The 18,512-nt window shown below is 43.2% G+C and carries 13 protein-coding genes and 2 pseudogenes; 12 read left to right on the plus strand and 3 right to left on the minus strand.

The annotated features are described in order from the left end of the window. Positions 1–76: 76 nt before the first annotated feature. The gene (locus tag PWYN_RS17140) at positions 77–520 is read left to right on the plus strand and encodes a hypothetical protein (RefSeq protein ID WP_036654539.1); all 444 of its coding nucleotides are present in this window, start codon (positions 77–79) and stop codon (positions 518–520) included. Positions 521–551: 31 nt separating this feature from the next. Next, on the plus strand, positions 552–995 hold the full coding sequence (locus PWYN_RS17145) for a GNAT family N-acetyltransferase (RefSeq protein WP_036654541.1): 444 nt from the start codon (positions 552–554) through the stop codon (positions 993–995). 104 nt (positions 996–1,099) lie between these two features. Here the strand turns inward: PWYN_RS17145 and PWYN_RS17150 are convergent, their stop codons facing one another. Beyond that, positions 1,100–1,945 carry a DUF6544 family protein gene (locus tag PWYN_RS17150; RefSeq protein ID WP_036654543.1) on the minus strand — a complete coding sequence of 282 codons (846 nt, stop codon included), beginning with the start codon at positions 1,943–1,945 and terminating at the stop codon, positions 1,100–1,102. Between the two features lie 318 nt (positions 1,946–2,263). Here PWYN_RS17150 and PWYN_RS30690 point away from each other — a divergent pair. From PWYN_RS30690 to lacZ, 7 genes and pseudogenes are all read left to right on the plus strand, one after another. Then, positions 2,264–2,408, plus strand: a pseudogene (locus tag PWYN_RS30690) (IS256 family transposase); the annotation flags it as partial. A gap of 605 nt (positions 2,409–3,013) precedes the next feature. Next, positions 3,014–4,567 (plus strand): response regulator transcription factor, encoded by a 1,554-nt coding sequence (locus PWYN_RS17155; protein WP_036654545.1) that lies wholly within the window; start codon positions 3,014–3,016, stop codon positions 4,565–4,567. Between the two features lie 7 nt (positions 4,568–4,574). Next, entirely contained in the window at positions 4,575–6,347 is a 1,773-nt protein-coding gene (locus PWYN_RS17160) for a cache domain-containing sensor histidine kinase (protein ID WP_036654547.1), read from the plus strand. Between the two features lie 194 nt (positions 6,348–6,541). After that, positions 6,542–7,849, plus strand: coding sequence for an ABC transporter substrate-binding protein (locus PWYN_RS17165; RefSeq protein WP_036654550.1), 1,308 nt, complete (start codon positions 6,542–6,544; stop codon positions 7,847–7,849). A gap of 138 nt (positions 7,850–7,987) precedes the next feature. Beyond that, complete coding sequence (locus PWYN_RS17170; protein WP_036658772.1) at positions 7,988–8,863, plus strand: carbohydrate ABC transporter permease; 876 nt, start codon at positions 7,988–7,990, stop codon at positions 8,861–8,863. Then, entirely contained in the window at positions 8,856–9,680 is an 825-nt protein-coding gene (locus tag PWYN_RS17175) for a carbohydrate ABC transporter permease (RefSeq protein WP_036654553.1), read from the plus strand. Before PWYN_RS17170 ends, PWYN_RS17175 begins: the two co-directional genes overlap by 8 nt. A gap of 378 nt (positions 9,681–10,058) precedes the next feature. Continuing rightward, on the plus strand, positions 10,059–13,112 hold the full coding sequence (lacZ, locus tag PWYN_RS17180; RefSeq protein WP_036658775.1) for a beta-galactosidase, LacZ type: 3,054 nt from the start codon (positions 10,059–10,061) through the stop codon (positions 13,110–13,112). Positions 13,113–13,169: 57 nt separating this feature from the next. Here lacZ and PWYN_RS17185 read toward each other — a convergent pair. After that, positions 13,170–13,376: pseudogene (locus tag PWYN_RS17185) on the minus strand (transposase); the annotation flags it as partial. A gap of 422 nt (positions 13,377–13,798) precedes the next feature. Between PWYN_RS17185 and PWYN_RS17190 the strand changes: the two are divergent. Then, the gene (locus PWYN_RS17190) at positions 13,799–14,290 is read left to right on the plus strand and encodes a DinB family protein (RefSeq protein ID WP_036654555.1); all 492 of its coding nucleotides are present in this window, start codon (positions 13,799–13,801) and stop codon (positions 14,288–14,290) included. On the opposite strand, the gene PWYN_RS17195 is transcribed toward PWYN_RS17190, so the two are convergent. After that, complete coding sequence (locus PWYN_RS17195; protein WP_036654557.1) at positions 14,285–15,964, minus strand: ABC transporter substrate-binding protein; 1,680 nt, start codon at positions 15,962–15,964, stop codon at positions 14,285–14,287. The two genes, PWYN_RS17190 and PWYN_RS17195, sit on opposite strands and share 6 nt — an antisense overlap. A 112-nt stretch (positions 15,965–16,076) precedes the next feature. Here PWYN_RS17195 and PWYN_RS17200 point away from each other — a divergent pair, with 112 nt between their 5' ends. Further along, positions 16,077–17,576, plus strand: a complete 1,500-nt coding sequence (locus PWYN_RS17200) for a DUF4153 domain-containing protein (RefSeq protein ID WP_036654559.1) — start codon at positions 16,077–16,079, stop codon at positions 17,574–17,576. 130 nt (positions 17,577–17,706) lie between these two features. Further along, positions 17,707–18,504, plus strand: a complete 798-nt coding sequence (locus tag PWYN_RS17205; RefSeq protein ID WP_036654561.1) for a lipid II flippase Amj family protein — start codon at positions 17,707–17,709, stop codon at positions 18,502–18,504. Positions 18,505–18,512: the final 8 nt, after the last annotated feature.

The following is an 18,512-nucleotide window of genomic DNA, read 5'->3' on the forward strand; positions in this document are numbered from 1 at the left end:
ATACAATTATCTGTAAAAAGCGTGTTATAATACACAGGATGGAGTGAGGCGGAATTGGATTAAAGGAGGGGTTTATTTGCTTAAAATATGGCGTACCACCATGATGTTCGTTGCTATGATTTTTTTACTTACAGCCTGCAATACTGAAACGATCAAACATCACTACACGTTCGAAGGTGAGGCAAGCCAATGGTCCGCGAGTTATGTTCAAGACGTGACAGAAAAATACATCAGCAAAAAAGGTAAGCCAACTAAGCATGAAACTCGTGAAAGCTCTGTTTTTCAGCTGATATACAAAGGGGAACAATCGGACCTGGGTAATATAAAGCTTTTGAAATACAGTTACAAAGGCACAGCAGGTGGAGCAAGCAGATCGCAAGAAGGACCTGTTTATCTAAAAGATCTAAAGTTTGTAAACGCTGGCAGTGAAGGGTCTTTTGAAAGGGAGGATTCGGTGATCCGGGTTGAAGTAGAATGGGATGGTCAGAAGGAACAATTTGATCTGAGGGTCCATAAGTAAAAATTATCAAATAGAAGGTAGGATGAACTTAATGGTAACTGTAAAAGAAATGGAGTCAGAGTCTCTTCCAGCATTGAGTGAATTATATACCGAGCTGATTAACAAATCTACCGACTTCAGCAAGCTGGAGGCTGTGTTCAAGAGTATTAAAGAGGACAGTCGCTATATATTATTAGGGGCTTTTATCGAAGGGGAGCTTCTGGGTTCCGTAATGGGTATTATTTGCCAGGATCTTGTTGGTGAGTGCAAACCTTTTATGGTGATTGAGAACGTGGTAGTCTCTTCTCGTGCACGCCGTCAGGGAGTGGGTCAAAAGCTGATGGCCGCCTTAGAAGTAATCGCACGGGAAAAAGATTGCTGGTACATCATCCTAGTTTCAGGGGAGCAGCGGAAGGAAGCGCATATTTTTTATGAAGCTTTAGGCTATAGGGAAGAGAAAGTCGAAGGATACCGGAAACATCTGATTTCACATTAAAATTTGTTTTGTTTAGAGGTAAGAGTCCGGGTAAGAGTCCAACCTTCACCGCGTTTTTGCCAAACCGCTTCAGGATTAGTAATGCGGTGAAGGTTGCGTATATCCTAGAATCGTTGATTGTATTCAATTCCCTTAATCTCTAACTGAAACCAGTTGAAATCTCCGCTTTTCTCTTTCCAAATAACCTCTGACTTTGAAGGAATTCGTATTCCATTAAACTCTTTAAATTCTGTATTAATGCCTCCCCAATCGCTTAACACATATTTTCCGTTTATTTCTTTGTACCTTTTGGTGTTGAAACTGATGAGATCGCTCTTCTCATTAAAAGAGAAAACGCCTGATGCGCTTACTCCTTGATAGCTCATTGTTGCCCGTGACGAGTGTTCATCAATCACTTCCCATTGGATATATGAATGTAAAGCGGCAGTCGGAAACCATGGCATCTCAGCCAAATATCGAACCATTGTGCTAAAGTCCATTTCAGGCCCCTTCGCTTTAACCACTGAGAATAAAGAAAGCAGCTTAATGTTCATTTTGCCTTTACCTTCCTGATAGTTATCCAATCCGCTCATATGGAGTAGGGGAGCCATTTTAACATAGGCCTTCCACACGAACCCCGGTTCATCCACTCTAAAATACTGCACCGCCTGAACTGGCATCCAATGCCCGTCTTCTTTTGTGCGCATTTTCCCTATTTGTTCTAGACGAACATTTATGATCTTTTCTTTCCCGATAATATGGGTGCCTATGAGCCATTTCTGAACGGGAAGCGGTAGGCCTGCCAAATCTTCTTTGCGAATGATTTCAGTCTTTATGTTGGAGATATTATGTATCAGCTGATTCACTTGCTTCCTAACACTGTTGTTGAACATCAGTACTGCAACCCCTACAACCCCTACAATTACGGCAACAAGAATTACGAGAACGATTAACGTATACAATAAGAACATAATCAATGATCATCCTTTCTTGGATACTTACGGATTAGTTACCTATGGGGATCTGTAGACGATGATGGTAAATTATACGGGATATTTTGTGGGATTATATTAGTATTCAAGGCTATAAAGTTACAGTTTTTTGGAAAGTGGATGTCACCTTGGAATTAAGGGCGGGTTGCTTTCAACAGAAGCTGTTGGAGTGCAAGGTGCCCAAGCTGGCTTACAATAGCCTGTGTACCAAGCTTTGGAGCCTAGTTAGTCAGGGAACAAAAAGTAGGGTATCCTCTGGTTTGCGAACCAACAAGGAGGAACCCTACTCGATGACCGGTTAACTACCTAGATGGGTTGTACGTGAAACCCACGTAGAGCACGGTCAGTGGTGATGTCGATTAATATCGCCTCGGGTATCAACGAAGACGAACACCGTCAAATCCTCGGCTTCTATGAGGGCGGCCAAGAGAGTTCAAACGGTTAGAGAGATGAGTTTTAAGCTACCTTTGGTGATCTGGAGCTCTCGAAGATTTATAGACTTAAAGAAAAACAGGACGAGTAAGGAAGGGGGAATTTGGAACTGTAGGAGCGATAGTGTCCGCCCGAAAAGCTTTCCGTAGGAAGGCTCGCTTCGAAAGCATAAGCTGTATCGGACTTCAACCGCTAACAGCGGTATAAATCAAGAAATCGGGAGACAACAGCGGCCGAAAGTCCAAAGTTTCACCGTACTTACGATCGACAACTGTGGAATTTATTCTTTTGTTCAACCTATGTAGACTTCTTGACGTCCTGCCCAGGCCGGAAAGCGAAATGAAATGTAAAAGTACAATATAATCAGCCCCCGAGGCTGGAAAAGACGAAATGAAATGTAAAAGTACAATATAATCAGCCCCCGAGGCTGAAAAGGACGATTTGAAATGTAAAAGTACACTTGAATTATCCCCCGAGTCTGAAAGCGGCGACTCCGGCTCGTTCTTCATTTCATAGTGACCAGAAACTACATTTGACCTTCCTGGCAATAGCAATCTATAATCACCAACATGGGTTATTAGGCATTAGTATAACATATAGAGGCGGGGATTAACTGTGAACCAGTTGTGTAAGGTGCTCATTGTGGATGATGAAATATTGGTTCGCCAGGGTATTAAATATGTGTTGGATTGGGAACGGGAAGGGTTTCAGTTGGTTGGAGAAGCATCCAACGGGCAGGAAGCATTGGAGTTGGTCCAAACGCTTAAACCCCATATTGTGATTACAGATATTGTGATGCCCGTTATGGACGGCGAGGAATTAACGCGAATCGTAAAACGGGATTATCCGGAGATTGAAGTTATTGTGTTAAGCAGTTTCAGTGAATTTCACTATGTGCGATCCACTTTCCAAAGCGGTGTAGCTGACTATATATTGAAACCGAAGCTGGAAGCTGGGGGATTGCTCCAAGTGTTAAATAAAACGAAGGACAAAATTCCTGGCTTAGTTACTGCAGATTCCACGGATAAGGAAACTCTGTCTGTTGATGCTCTTATAAGCAGGATTATTTCCGGCTATGAGGAAGAACCTGATTCCGATTTACTATCCCAAAAATTCCCCCATGAGCAGTTCTTCTATCTGAGCTGTGATCTAGGACTCCCTAAAATCTCTGATAGACAAACACTAGACAAGCTTAAGGGTACGATAATAGCCAGATTAGAGAAACAAGTTCCTAATATTATTCCATATCCTGTTCCAGGGGAGCAGAACACCATCTTATTCCTGATCAATCTGAAGGAGAAGCAATGGAGTCAAACCGTCCAGGCGATGAGGCTCATGTCAGAAGGGTTGGCTGAGTCGGAGCCAGACCTCCGGTGGGTGCTTAGCGAACGGTTCTATGAGTGGAGTAAAGCTTCAAATGTATATAACAACAGCTATTTGAAGTTGCTCCAATATCGCTTCTTTCTTCCGGATAAGGTACTTTTAATCCATGAGGAACTGCCTAAACCAAAGGCTGAGCCCGACAAGTTCAATTTGTCTCATTTTACAGAGCAAATTAAAAGGCTTCAACTGGAGGAAGCTTTTACAGATTTAAGACAGCATGTCACTTCATTATCCAATCACTATGAAAGCGATGTCTTTGAATTCAAATCTTTTTTAGGTAATATCATTTTCAATGTCACCAACCAATTAGCTCATATCAAAGCACTGGAAGAAGATAAATACGCAATGTTTCGTGCTATTGATGAGGCACCCGATGTGGAGGAGACGATCCTTGTATTGGAATCTTTTATAAGCAAAGTTATTCAACATACGTCTAATCCCGGAGGCCCGCAGGCCAGCAATGCGAATATGAACCGGCTGCTTGAGTATATCGAAGATCACTATACTGAACCTTTGAGTCTGACGGAACTGGCTAAGCATTTTCACTTCAATCCGTCCTATTTATCGAGTCTCTTTACCTCACATAACAAAGAAGGCTTTAAGGAGCATTTGAATAAAGTTAGAACGGATAAAGCGGCGAAGCTTCTTAGGGAGGACGGGGCCTCCATTTCGGAGATCAGCAGTATGGTCGGGTACGGGGATCATAGTTACTTCTGCAAAGTGTTCAAAAAATATACGGGATTATCGCCTAGCCACTATAGAAGGCAATATTACAGTCAGGAGTAGGATGGCTATGAGAGCTATTATGGAAAGGTTCAAATTCTACAGTCTTTTTATCAAAATATTTATTGTTATGGTGGTCAGCATTATTGCTGTAGCCATCTCTGCATCGTGGACGACCGTCCGCATGTCGGAGAAATTGTTCATGGAGACCTTCAGTATTACGAATTCCAAAGTGATTAATCAAATCAAAGCGAATTTTGAATCCTTTCATTATTCGATCGTAACAGCCACCAATAATACACAGCTAAGCGGCACAATTAAAACCTTCTTAACAGAGAAAAACTCCGATTCTCTCAGGATGTTTCGAACCTATTACAACATGACCACCCAAATGAAAAGGATTCAGTCCAATGTAGACCCTTATCAGGTTGGGATTAAGATTATGGGGGAAAATGGACGCAGCTACTCCACTAACACGAATAATTTACTCTTGACTGATAATGAGTTAAGAAATCACAAACTAACACTAAATACGCATGCCGAACCCAAAAGACTGATGTATCAGTTCTTTAAGGAAAGCAGTACCGCTACATCGACTAAAGAGGCGGTAATTGTCGCCAGCAAATCTTTAATGGAACGAACCACAGGTGATATTTATGGATCATTGTATTTTACGATTCATGAAAAGGCTTTTCAGTCTTTCTACTCAAGTATGGTCAGCGCCGGGAATGATGTGGCTATTTTGAATAAAGAGGGACTAATCGTATCGAGTAACCGGAGTGAACTGTTGGGGCAAAAAGCGGATGATTTATTGCATGATGCCAAGGACATTCAAGAACAGGGACTGGATTATAAAAACGTAACTTTCCGTGACAAAGATGTTATTGTTTTAGCGGAGTATCTATCCTCGTACGATTTCTATATTGTGAATTTGATTGATAAGAAGACAGCTTTGGGACAAATGGTGGATACCAAAATGGTGGCATTGATCTGCTCAGCCATTGTTATCGTTGCCCTGATTGTTGTCTTTTTGATTTCTAGAAAGCTTACCCGTTCCCTAACCTTGCTTACCCGGCAAATGTCCAAAATTACAGAACGTAATTTCCATAATTACATCACCGTAACAGGCAGCTTCGAATTTCAGGAGCTTGGACATGCCTATAACTATATGCTGGATGAATTAAATGACTATGTGGATAGGCTAGTACAGACACAGAAGGAACAGCGCAACGCCGAACTGGCCGCTCTTCAGCAGCAGATTAACCCTCATTTTTTGTATAACACACTCACCTCCGTTAAATTTCTTGTGCAGCAGGGCAGTAAGGAGAAGGCGGTCCATACGATTCATGCCTTGATCTCTTTATTACAGAATGCTCTTAGCAATGTCAGTGAAACGATTACCGTAACGCAAGAACTGGATAATCTGAAATCCTATGTCTTTATCAACCACGTTCGTTATGGGGAGCGGATTAGAGTTAACTTTTTTATCGCACCTGACACTATAGATTATCATGTACCGAAGCTGATCATTCAGCCTTTTATTGAGAATGCCTTTTTTCATGCCTTTAATAAGAAAAGCGAGGGCTATATTCATGTGCTTATCTCGCAGGAGTCCGGTTCTCTCTTGTGCGAGGTCGTTGATAACGGAGATGGAATGGAAAGCGGGGGGGCGGAATTGTCTCTTTCGAACGAGAGTAAGCGCCAGTTGTTTACGGGAATTGGTATCAAAAATGTTCATGACCGCATTATTTTGTTATATGGCGACGAGTATGGAGTTACGATCCTGAGCAAAGTGAATGAAGGGACAACCATCAAAATCCGGCTGCCTTTAATAAAAACATAAAAATACTACTAATTCCAAAAGAAAGAACAAATCCAACATGGATAGCGCTTTCAATGAGGCGAAATAATGACAAATCATCATAAAGTTATTTCTAACGATCCATTTAGCAGCGATGATAAGATAAATATGTGATCAGGAAGCGCTTTCAGTTGAAGTGCTAAAGAAAGCAACATACACAAAAGGGGATGAAGACTTTGAAAAAAAGCTTTGCGTTACTGTTAATTTGTATGGTGATACTCACAGCCTGCGGCTCCAATTCGGGCTCGAAGAACACAACAGATGCAGGAAACACAGGTTCGAAAAGCAATGAGGCCAAAGAAATTACCATTTGGGCCTGGGACCCAGCCTTTAATATTGCCGCATTAGAAGAAGCTAAGAAGACTTACGCCGCTATTAATCCTGATGTGAAAGTTAACATCATCGAGTATGCGCAAAGTGATATTATCCAAAAGCTAAACACTGGACTTAACTCCGGTACAACAAAAGGGTTACCGAACATTGTCTTGATCGAAGATTATCGAGCACAAGGTTTTCTACAATCCTATAAGGATTCGTTCACTGATCTGAGCAACTCCATTAAAGGCACTGATTTTGCGGATTACAAAAGTGGCCCAACCAGCCTGGATGGCAAACAATATGGTATTCCATTTGACTCTGGTGTAACCGGGTTATATGTGAGAACAGACTATTTGGAGCAAGCTGGCTACAAGCTTTCTGATTTGCAGAATATTGATTGGAAGCAATACATCGAAATTGGTAAAAAAGTAAAAGAAAAAACAGGTAAAGCGCTGATTACTTTGGATCCCAATGACCTTGGTATCATCCGTATGATGATTCAATCCGCAGGCTCTTGGTATTTAACAGAGGATGGCAAAACACCTAATCTCGCTAACAATGAAGCGTTAAAACAAGCTTTTGGAATCTACAAAGAGCTGATGGATTCCAATGTGGCTAATGTTCATGCGGATTGGAGCCAGTTCGTAGCCGCATTGAACAATGGGGATGTTGCATCGGTTCCTACAGGTAACTGGATTACTGCTTCCATTAAAGCTGCGGAAACACAATCCGGTAAATGGGGAATCGCACCGCTTCCTACTCTTCCAGGCAACGATAAATCGGTTCATGCTTCTAACCTCGGGGGTAGCTCATGGTACGTAATGAACGTTGATGGAGCAGACACAGCAGCAGACTTTATGGCTAAAACCTTTGGATCTGATGTAGAACTGTACCAAAAACTGCTTACGAATATCGGAGTTATCGGAACTTTTAAAGCAGCAGCAAGTGGTGAAGCATACAGCCAAGCCAATGATTTCTTCGGAGGTCAAAAAGTAGTTAGTGATTTCGCAGCTTGGACAGAGCAAATTCCTAGCGTAAACTATGGTATCCATACTTATGCGATTGAAGATATCCTGGTCGTTGAAATGCAAAACTATCTGAACGGTAAAGAGATCGACAAGGTATTAAGTGATGCACAAGCTCAGGCAGAATCACAGATTAAATAAGTAAGAGTCCTCACCGATAACCTTGGTCGTAATCTGCTACTCCAGCAGTCAGGAGTGTGAGAGAGCGTCCAAGGTTGTTGTTTTTATAAGATCTAAATTCGAAGGGGTTGGGCCGTTGTGAAAAATACGAATTCAAACATGAGCATCCGTCGTAAAAGTGTACTAACCGGATGGTCCTTCGTCCTGTTATCAGTAGTCCTAATATTCATTTTTTATTTCTATCCTATGATACAGGCGTTAATCATGTCCTTTCAGACCGGGACAGGAAGCAATCTTGAATTCACTGGTTTGGATAATTACAAACGGTTATTCTCAGATGCAATGTTTTTTACAGCAGTAAAGAACACCTTTATTTATTTGTTGGTGCAAGTACCTATCATGATCGTACTAGCGCTGTTTATATCTGTGCTGCTGAATGATAAGAAGCTGAAATTCAAAGGCTTTTTCCGGACAGCCATTTTTCTACCTTGTGTAACTTCATTGGTTGCCTACGCTATCGTTTTCAAATATTTGTTTGCAGGCAATGGCCTGGTGAATACCTTTTTGTTAAATCTGCACTTGATTGATACGCCGATCGGATGGATTACCGATCCTTTCTGGGCAAAAATTACGATTGTAATCGCCATAACCTGGCGTTGGACCGGATATAACATGATTTTTTATCTGTCTGCTCTGCAAAATATCGACAATTCCATTTATGAGGCAGCCAAAATTGATGGGGCTTCCGCAGTACGGCAGTTCTTTGGAATCACGATTCCTCTGTTGAAGCCGATCATCTTGTTTACCTCTATTACCTCGACGATTGGTACCCTGCAATTGTTCGACGAAGTTATGAATATTACTAAAGGCGGACCCGGAAATTCAACGCTTACTATCTCTCAATATATTTATAATTTGTCCTTTAAGTATTCTGCAGACTTCGGGTATGCGGCTACAGTATCCTATTCCATCGTAATTATGATCATATTGCTTTCGTTCCTCCAGTTCAAAGTGGCAGGTGATAAAAATGCATAAGAGTAAACGGTTTTTCACATATCTATTCCTGAGTATCATTTCTTTCGTATCCATCTTCCCGTTTCTGTGGATGGTCATAAGCTCAACGAATAAGTCGGTCGATGTAACCGGGGGAAGATTGCTGCCGGGAACTCATATGATGGAGAATTTCCGTAAGCTATTGGATACGACAGACCTTCAATTATCACTTGTTAACTCGGCTAAAATTTCTATAACAACGACCGTGCTGGCTTTACTTATCGCTTCTTTGGCCGGCTACGGATTCGAGGTTTTTAAAAGCCGTTCCAAGGATATTGTCTTCAACATTTTATTGTTGTCCATGATGATTCCTTTTGCAGCTATGATGGTTCCGCTATACCGGATGTTTGCTAATGTTTCCGACACCCTTCCCTGGATGGGAATAGACACAATGACATCAGTCATTCTTCCCACGGTGACAACGGCTTTCCTTATTTTCTTCTTCCGCCAGAGTACAAAAATGTTCCCAAAGGAGCTGCTTGAGGCTGGACGAATAGATGGATTAAGTGAGCTGAGTATCTATTTACGCATCTTTATCCCTACTATGAAAACAACCTATGCAGCTGCGGCCATTATTACGTTCATGTCGAGTTGGAATAACTATCTCTGGCCTTTGATTGTTCTGCAATCGCCTGAGACTAAAACCATGCCGTTGCTTATCTCTATCCTTGGTTCAGGTTATGCGCCGGATTTTGGCATGATCTTAATCGCCATTGTTATCGGAACGCTTCCAACCGCTCTTGTGTTCTTCTTGATGCAGAAGCAGTTTGTGGCGGGGATGACGGGATCAGTGAAATAATGAACGTTGTTAGAGTTTGAATTTAACTTAGTGTAAAACAAAAGATAAGTTCAAAAAAACTAAATACAAAAAAATACATCTAAAGCATAGGTCAACTATCGTCACTACGGGAAACTTTGGACTTACGATCGCTGTTATCTTCGGATTTCCTGATTCAACCGCTCAGCGGTTGAAATCCGAAGATAAAGGCGACCACTACGCTTCTCCAGTTCCAAATTTCCACTTCGTTCCTTTGTGACCTATTGGAAGATATAATATTTGTGAGTTTCATATTTTCTCACAATCTATAAGAACGCATCTTATTAAATTAGCTGCACTCTAAAGACGTTACTTGATTTCACAAATATTTAGGCAGGGGGAGTGAATGAAGTGAAAGAGATGATACCCAGCATAGACTGGCTGGAGGATGTAAGTATATTTGCAGTAAATAGGCTGAAAGCTCATTCGGATCATAAATATTACGAGAGTATGAAAGAGGCAGAGAAGGGTGGGGCTATGGCCTTGCGTCATAGCCTGAACGGAAGCTGGAAATTCAGCTATGCTGAGAATCCGTCTAGCAGGGTTATGGACTTTTATAAAGAGCAATTCTCTACTGAGGGGTGGGCCGATATTGCGGTTCCGGGACATATTCAGCTGCAAGGATTTGGTAATCCTCAGTACGTGAATACGATGTATCCGTGGGATGGACATGAGTATCTACGACCGCCGCAAATATCCAAAACCCACAATCCGGTGGGAAGCTATGTAAAGACATTTACTATACCCGAGCAAATGAAGGACAAGCCGGTGTTGGTATCTTTTCAAGGGGTAGAATCGGCTTTTTACGTGTGGCTTAACGGTGAGTTTGTTGGCTATAGTGAGGACAGCTTTACTCCATCGGAATTTGATTTGTCTTCTTATGTGCGGCTGAATGGTGAGAACAAACTCGCTGTAGAAGTATATCAACGTAGTACGGGCGGCTGGCTGGAGGATCAGGATTTCTGGCGGTTCTCTGGTATTTTTAGAGAAGTGTATTTGTATACCGTACCGCAGATTCATGTGAGAGATTTATTCGTACGCACGGATCTGGATGCAGCTTATCAGGATGGAGTTCTATCTGTAAGTCTGGATTTGGTGGGAAAACTCTCTGGAAGTGTGAAGCTGAACTTACTTGATCCATCGGGTCAATCAGCAGGTTCAGTTGATGTAACAATAACAGGCGAGCAGCTTGCCGCGAGTATTCAAATACAAAAGGCTGAGCTATGGAGCGCGGAAGTTCCTAACTTGTACAGTCTCTATATTAGTGTGTATGACGATCAGGGGACTTTGGTTGAAGTGATTCCGCAAAAGGTAGGCTTCCGTAAGTTTGAAATGCTGAACAAGGTTATGAGTATTAACGGCAAACGGATTCTTTTCAAAGGCGTCAACCGTCATGAGTTCAATTGTAGAAGAGGCCGTGCGGTTACGATGGAAGATATGCTGTGGGATATTATGACCTTGAAACAGAACAACATAAATGCGGTCCGTACATCACACTATCCGAATCAAAGTGAATGGTACGCTCTGTGCGATGAATATGGGATCTATGTTATCGATGAAATGAATCTCGAAACCCACGGATCTTGGCAAAAGCTAGGTGCTGTTGAGCCTTCATGGGTGATTCCTGGCGACCGTCCGGAGTGGCTCGCTATTGTCATGGATAGAGCGGTGTCCATGGTTGAACGGGACAAGAATCATCCGTCCATACTGATCTGGTCTTGCGGCAATGAGTCGTTTGGTGGAGAGGTAATCTATAAAGTGTCGCAGTATTTCAAGCAAGTTGACCCGGGGAGATTGGTGCATTACGAGGGGGTCTTCCACGACCGCCGGTTTGATGCTACGAGTGATATGGAAAGCCGGATGTACGCGAAGGTGGACAGCATTGAGGAATATCTGCTAAACGATCCGCAGAAGCCTTTTATCAGCTGCGAATATATGCATGCCATGGGGAATTCACTCGGTGGAATGAGCAAATACAGTGAACTGGAGCAGAAATATCCCCTGTATCAAGGCGGCTTTATCTGGGACTATATCGATCAGGCTATGATGAAAAAAGACCGCTACGGCAAGGAGTTTTTGGCTTTCGGCGGTGATTACGGAGACCGGGCTACGGACTACAATTTCTGTACGGACGGAATCGTCTATGCGGACCGGAAGCTGTCTCCTAAGATGCAGGAAGTTAAGTTCCTCTATCAGGATATTAAGCTGGTTCCCACTACTGCGGGAGTAACCATTCGGAACGAGGGCTTGTTCCAGGGAACCGACCACTGCGAGCTGCACTATAGTATCCATAATGAGACCGGGGAATTAGTAAACGGGAAGTTGGAGGTTCAGGTCGAGCCGCAGTGTGAAGCTTTTGTATCGTTTCAATGGGATGGGTCTTCAGTTCCGGCTTGTGGTGAGTACTGGATAAATACCTCACTGAAGCTGAAGGAAGCCAAGCTTTGGGGAGAAGCAGGTTTTGAAATTGCTTTTGGCCAGACCGTGTTCACTAATGAAGCTAAAGGTAGTGTTGAAGGCGTTCAACATGTGGGCCTGACCGAGAACCGGAATGATTTTAAAGTGATCAACGGTGATGTGAATATCGGCGTCAAAGGTAAACATTTCAGCATCATGTTCTCCAGAGGGATCGGCAGTTTAACATCGGTGAACTATTCCGGCAAAGAGCTTATTGCTTATCCTCCGGCTCCTTTATTCTGGCGGGCCGCTACGGACAACGATAAAGGAACAGCTATGGGATTCCATGCCGGGGCGTGGTATGCGGCGAGCCTGATGCCTAGGTGTACCGATATTGCATTGGTTGAAGGCGATGGTGAAGTGACGGTAACGTTCAGCTATCGTTTGAATATTAGCGCGGATGTTAAAGTTACTGTTGTTTATACCGTGCTTTCGGACGGAAGTATTATGGTCAAATCCCGTTATGAAGGGACCGCGGGTCTTCCCGATCTTCCGATTTATGCACTGAGCTTCAAAATCCCGATGGAATACAGCCATCTAGATTGGCTGGCGCTGGGGCCGGACGAGAATTATAGTGACCGTAATCAGGGAGCAAGACTTGGCCGATTCCGTAACGAGTCCGCAGATAGTCTCTCCGGTTATGTCGTACCTCAGGAATCAGGAAATCGTACAGGGGTCCGCAACGTAACCGTTACAAATGATGAAGGTAGCGGAATTAAGATTTCGGCTCCTGTAGCCAACCCTGTAGAGTGTCGGATTTCGCCTTACACAGCATTTGAGCTGGAAAATGCGTATCACCAATATGAACTGCCTCCAGTACATTACACGGTAGTTACCGTTGCGGGCAAGCAAATGGGTGTCGGCGGTGATGATAGCTGGGGTGCTCCTGTTCTTGATGAATATCGTATCCCGTCTGACGGAGTTATCGAATATGAGTTTGTAATTTCGAGAGTGTAAGACAGATCCTCTATATACTCAAAACTGTAAAATTTCATTTAAACAGCGATTCTCCCTTTATTGGAGAATCGCTGCTTTGTGTTTTTGTTCTACTGAGGCTTGCTTTAGGAAATGATGATCAAGCGAAAGCCAGCCGACCTCAAGCGTCACTTTCTCCTTGCTACGAAGCAGGAATTGCCGGAATCCCCGGTTGTTTTTCAGTTGACCAAACATACTTACCGGTTCCTTCATCCGGCGTACGTCCAAGGCGTAATCTTCTTCGTTTGAGTATGTATACGCTGTCTTTGGAGAGCATTTAAGAAGCTGTCACGGCCACTGGCGGGGCTAGGGTAAGCGGAGTCAAGGATGACTTTGTCTAGCCGATTAACAGCTGCATTAGCCACACGAACGAGTTGATTTAGTTATTGAAGATTTTGAGTATTGTTTTCCGCTGAAAACAGCGTAGAGGACGGAACGATTGTGGAAAAGCGTCAGCGGTCGCCTTTGTGTCCGGATTTTCACCGCTTAGGGGGAATGAAAAAAATCTGGACACAAGAGCGATTGTAACAACGGTCCGTTCGCGGAGCGCCTCACCAGCACCCACGCTGATCCTACTCAACTCTTGATTCGCCCAACGTGGCCGCCATCGCCCAAATGATGGTAAACTGTTTGAAAGCTTTACCAATCCATTAACCAGGAGGAATTACATGCAAACCTTGTTTCGATACAACTGGAAGGTACGGGAGGAATGGTATCAGTGGTGTGAGGATGTTTCTAGTGAAGAACTCCTCAAGCCTCGTACCGGGGGTGTGGGAAGCATTTTGAAGACGCTCTTCCATATTGCTGATGTAGAGTGGAGCTGGATTAGATCCATTCAAGGCAAACCGGATTTTCAAGAAAATTTCGAGAAATACAACACTCTACAAAAGGTACGTGAGCTGGATGCCGCATTCCGCCCGGAAGTGGAACAGTTTGTATTAGATTGGAATGTAGATTTGGAGCGGCGGATTTTTGAGGATACACTCGCGGACGGAAGCACAGTTACAGATGCATGGGGAGAAGTAATGCGCCATGTCATTGCCCATGAAATTCATCATGTTGGGCAGCTCTCGGTGTGGGCTCGTGAGGTTGGCAAGCCGCCCATCTCCGCCAATGTCATTGGCAAAGGTCTGATGAATACATTACCAGAAGGCCTATAACAGTGGCGGGAACCACACATGCCGCAAATCTACCCAGCCCTGACTGTTGAAAGTCACTCCGCGAACAGAAGGCAGGTAGGCGGTTTCTATAGGTTTTTCATGCAATATATGCAGGTGATTCTGTCCAATCAACAGGTCTTCAATGCGTTGAAAAGATTGTACTCTTACCACAGAGTTCGATTCTCGGGCAATGATGTTCAGCCACCCTTCAACATCCGCTCTTATATGCTGTTCTATATGCTGTGATAAAGTACGGTATAAGTCGAATAGCCTGAGCTGCTCATCCTGATCCCGGAACAAGGAGAACACAATCAGATCGGATTCCATGCGAATGGGACCCTTGAAGTCTTCGGGAGAAGAGGTTACAACCTTGCAGAGATAACCGTGTCCAGCCAATGTGGCGGCAATAGATTCGGCATCTCCCTGATATTGAGAGATCGTTGCAATTTGCAGGGGGATCGATGGTATAGATACCAGTTGCTTATGAACAGGTAATGTTGCGTCATTCTTAAGACAAGATATAAGGTTAGCACGAATGACGGGGTCGCTTAGCGGCCCTTTTTTTTGCGTATTACAGGTGACGAATTTACGGATAAAAGACTCCGAATGGATGCGGCTCCAAGTACCCTCGCCCTCAAGAGTTGGATTCTGAATGACGTGAAAAGGAGAACCGGACTCGGACAGAGCTGCTTCAACCGTCCAAGGAATATTCAGAATCTCCACCCGATCCAAGTGCGCTCTTCCACGGAAGTAATAGGGAAATACCTCCAAGATACATAGGTTCTCATTCATTTCACTGACTTTAAAAGGTCCTGTTCCCACGGGTTTCCTGCCAAAGCCGCTCTCTCCCCACTGCACCAGCTCATGCGGGACAATGGCTGCACGGCTTGTACAGAGAAAGGGGAGGAACAGCTCATTGGGTCTTTTTAATTGGATTCTTACGGTGGATGGATTCACGGCTGTTACTTCTTGAATTTCTTTGAAGATACTGCTGTATAGAGTTCGCTGCGGACTTTGAATGAGCCTCTGAAAGGAATATACAACGTCTTTGGAACTGAGAACCTTCCCGTGGTGAAAAGGGACTTCTTTTCGCAGGAAAAAAGTCCACAGTGTTCGGCTTTCATCGGTCTCCCAGGCATGAGCGAGATTCGGAACAATCTCATCCCGGTTACTTCCCCGTCTAACTAGGCCATCGAACACATGACTAGAAACAAAGGACTCGGCAAGCAAATTCATATAGAGAGGATCAAAGGTGTGAAGCTGCTGGGTGATAGGCAATCTTAGAGTATCAATTTGTCGGTTATGGTTCATCTCAGCATGATGTCCAAAATACGCAAGCAGCCAACCTTGCAACGTATCCTGCAGCACCGAGGATTTAGCATGGGTTTTGATTCCTGCAATGGCACTTCCTATATCTTTTCGACTTATGGCCTGCATCATGGATTGCACGGCTATATCTTCTGGGGGGATTAGAAACTTCAGCAAAGAACGGCGTCCACGCCCACGACTAGGTGTCCAGGAAATCCAGTCCTGAGCTACCATTTTATTCACAACATGAAGGGCATTTCGGTGGGTGCAGCCTAAGGTTAGCGCCAACTCGTCCAATGTAACATCGATTTGGTTTGAGCTTCCATGTTGGGAATGCAGCTTCAAATATTGGTCATGCAGCTTCATAGCACAGGCATCCCTTCAAAATAGGAAATAAATAAAATTATATTTCTCTTTATCTTCTTATTTTATCATCTAAAATAAAGGTCAGAAAGTAAAAAAATGGGGGTATCAAATCATGGTAGATGAAATTACGCCGAAAAAAGAGCCTGCTTATACAGCATTAATGGTTGGGTTTCTGTTGGCAGCCGTACATCAGTATCTCTTTTATGGAAATGCCATCGGGGTTTCTTATCCAATATTTGTTGTCTTTTACTATATGTATATGCTTTATTACAGTAAAGATAGGGTTCGGAAGGCGACGTGGTTCAGTTATGCATGGCTGGGTGCTATTCTCTTGCTCTCCTTAACTTATGTGCTGTTCTCTAACCCGTTCTTCTTCAGTCTTAATCTGATAGCCATTCCGGCGCTTATCATTCTACATATGACTTTCATGCTGCATCGAAGCCAATTATCCTGGGCATCTGCTTCTCTAATCAAGAAGGCTCTGGAGCAGCTTTTTCCACAAACCTTTAGGCAATGGGCCAACCTACTAGGTTCTCTGAAAAAAACAGCAGGAATCAAAGTTAAGGAGGGGCAAAAGGATGTATACCGCAAAGTTCTAATTGGATTATTGATTTCCTGTCCACTGCTGTTGGTGGTTGTATCGTTACTTTCCTCGGCGGATGGGATTTTTAATCAAGTGCTTTCAGAGATTTCTCAAGGGTTGAACCAGATTTCTTTCGGTGAAGGATTTATCCGCACGTTTTGGGTAGTTGCTCTCGGCCTGGGTTTTTTCGGATATTTGTGGGGGTTTGTGAAGCCTCATGTACCTGAAGAAAAGCCAAATAAGAAAGCTGTGGACTTCTCAGAACTCTTCCCTTCCATTAAGCTTGATCCCATTATCGCAACAACTGTTTTGTTTGCCGTGAATACCGTATATGTACTGTTTGTTGTGGTGCAATTCTCGTATTTATTCGGGGCATGGGAAGGGATTCTGCCAGAGGGGAGTTCTTACGCAGATTATGCACGGAACGGATTTTTTGAGCTGATTATGGTGACATCCATTAACTTTATGATCTTAATGAGTACACTGCTACTGGGCGAAAAGGGTAAGGAATTACAGAACAAAATGATCAATGTTCTTCTGTATATATTGGTTGCTTGCTCCACGGTAATGCTGTACTCCGCTTATACACGTTTGGATCTTTATGAGGAAGCTTACGGATATACTTATATTCGATTTCTAGTGCATGCCTTTATGCTATTTCTGGGTATATTGCTGATTATTGCGGGTCTACGGATACATTATCAACGGCTTCCACTGGTAAAATGTTATATTCTACTGGGTGTGACATCCTATCTCCTGATGAACTATATAGGAATGGATGTTATGATTGCGAACAATAATATGGAACGATATCAAGTGAGCGGCAAACTGGATACGGATTACTTGCTTACTCTTTCTCCTGAAGCGACACCTATTTTGATTGAATTCAGCCGGGAAGAAAACGGGATGCTGGACACTTATTTAAAGGAGGAATGGAAGAGCACTGCTACATCCTACCCGAAATGGCAGTCCTTCAATCTATCGCAGTACCGGTCACAACGAGAGTTGGATAAATATTTTGCACAATAATCGGAGGAAGTCTGAGAAGTGGGTGCGACTATGAGGAGAATTTTTCACAATAAAAGAGTCTTGATTGTCGAAATGTTTTTGTTTTGGTGTATCTGGAGTGAGATCATCATGAACGTTAGGGGGTGTTTAATTGCTGGAGCAAGTCTTACTAGTATCTTTGTTCACTTTTATTATTCACCTATCCGAGACCCTTACTTATTCTCTTCGTCTAGCGGGTGTACGTTTAGGGAAATTGGCTGTGGCCTTGTCCTTATCTGGAGTCATATTGCTCATATCGAGAACAGCTAATATGCTACAGGGCCCACTTACCGGCAATATTTTAGATTTCGTAAAACATAATGCAGGTTATAATATAATGGATTCGTTTCAGATGATTATCGGTGCAGCAACATTAGGGACTTTTACAGCGCTATTACTTTTTCCATCCGCTGTCTTGCTGTCCTCTAGGATAATATCCCATTTAGAAGTTGCAGGGTCCATCCCTCAAATGATTCTTTCTTCCGTTTCCCTACAAAAGATAAAACATGCACGAGTTCATTTACGCTTCCCTAAATTATCTATGCTGTCTCGGTTGAGAATTGGAGGCATCCCCAAAAGGCTCGTGGTTCTAAATGTTGTAGTTACCGCAATTTATACAATCGGTGTATTAGCTGCTCTGCTTGCTTCAACATTAACAACAGAAAACTCGATTGCAGCGTCACAATCTTCCGGCTTAATCAATGGAATGGCTACAATTTTACTTACCCTACTCATTGATCCGCAAATAGGTCTAATTACTGATAAAGTACTAAGAGGAGAAAAAGAGTTCTCTGCTCTAAGTAAGGTTTTTGGATTATTAATGCTGTCGCGATTATTGGGAACTATCCTTGCACAAGTATTACTTTTACCAGCTGCTTATTGGATTCATTGGATGGTATCGGTTTTATAACCATTTAA

Origin of the sequence: Paenibacillus wynnii (assembly GCF_000757885.1) — a bacterium.
GTDB classification, from domain to species: Bacteria; Bacillota; Bacilli; order Paenibacillales; family Paenibacillaceae; genus Paenibacillus_AQ; species Paenibacillus_AQ wynnii.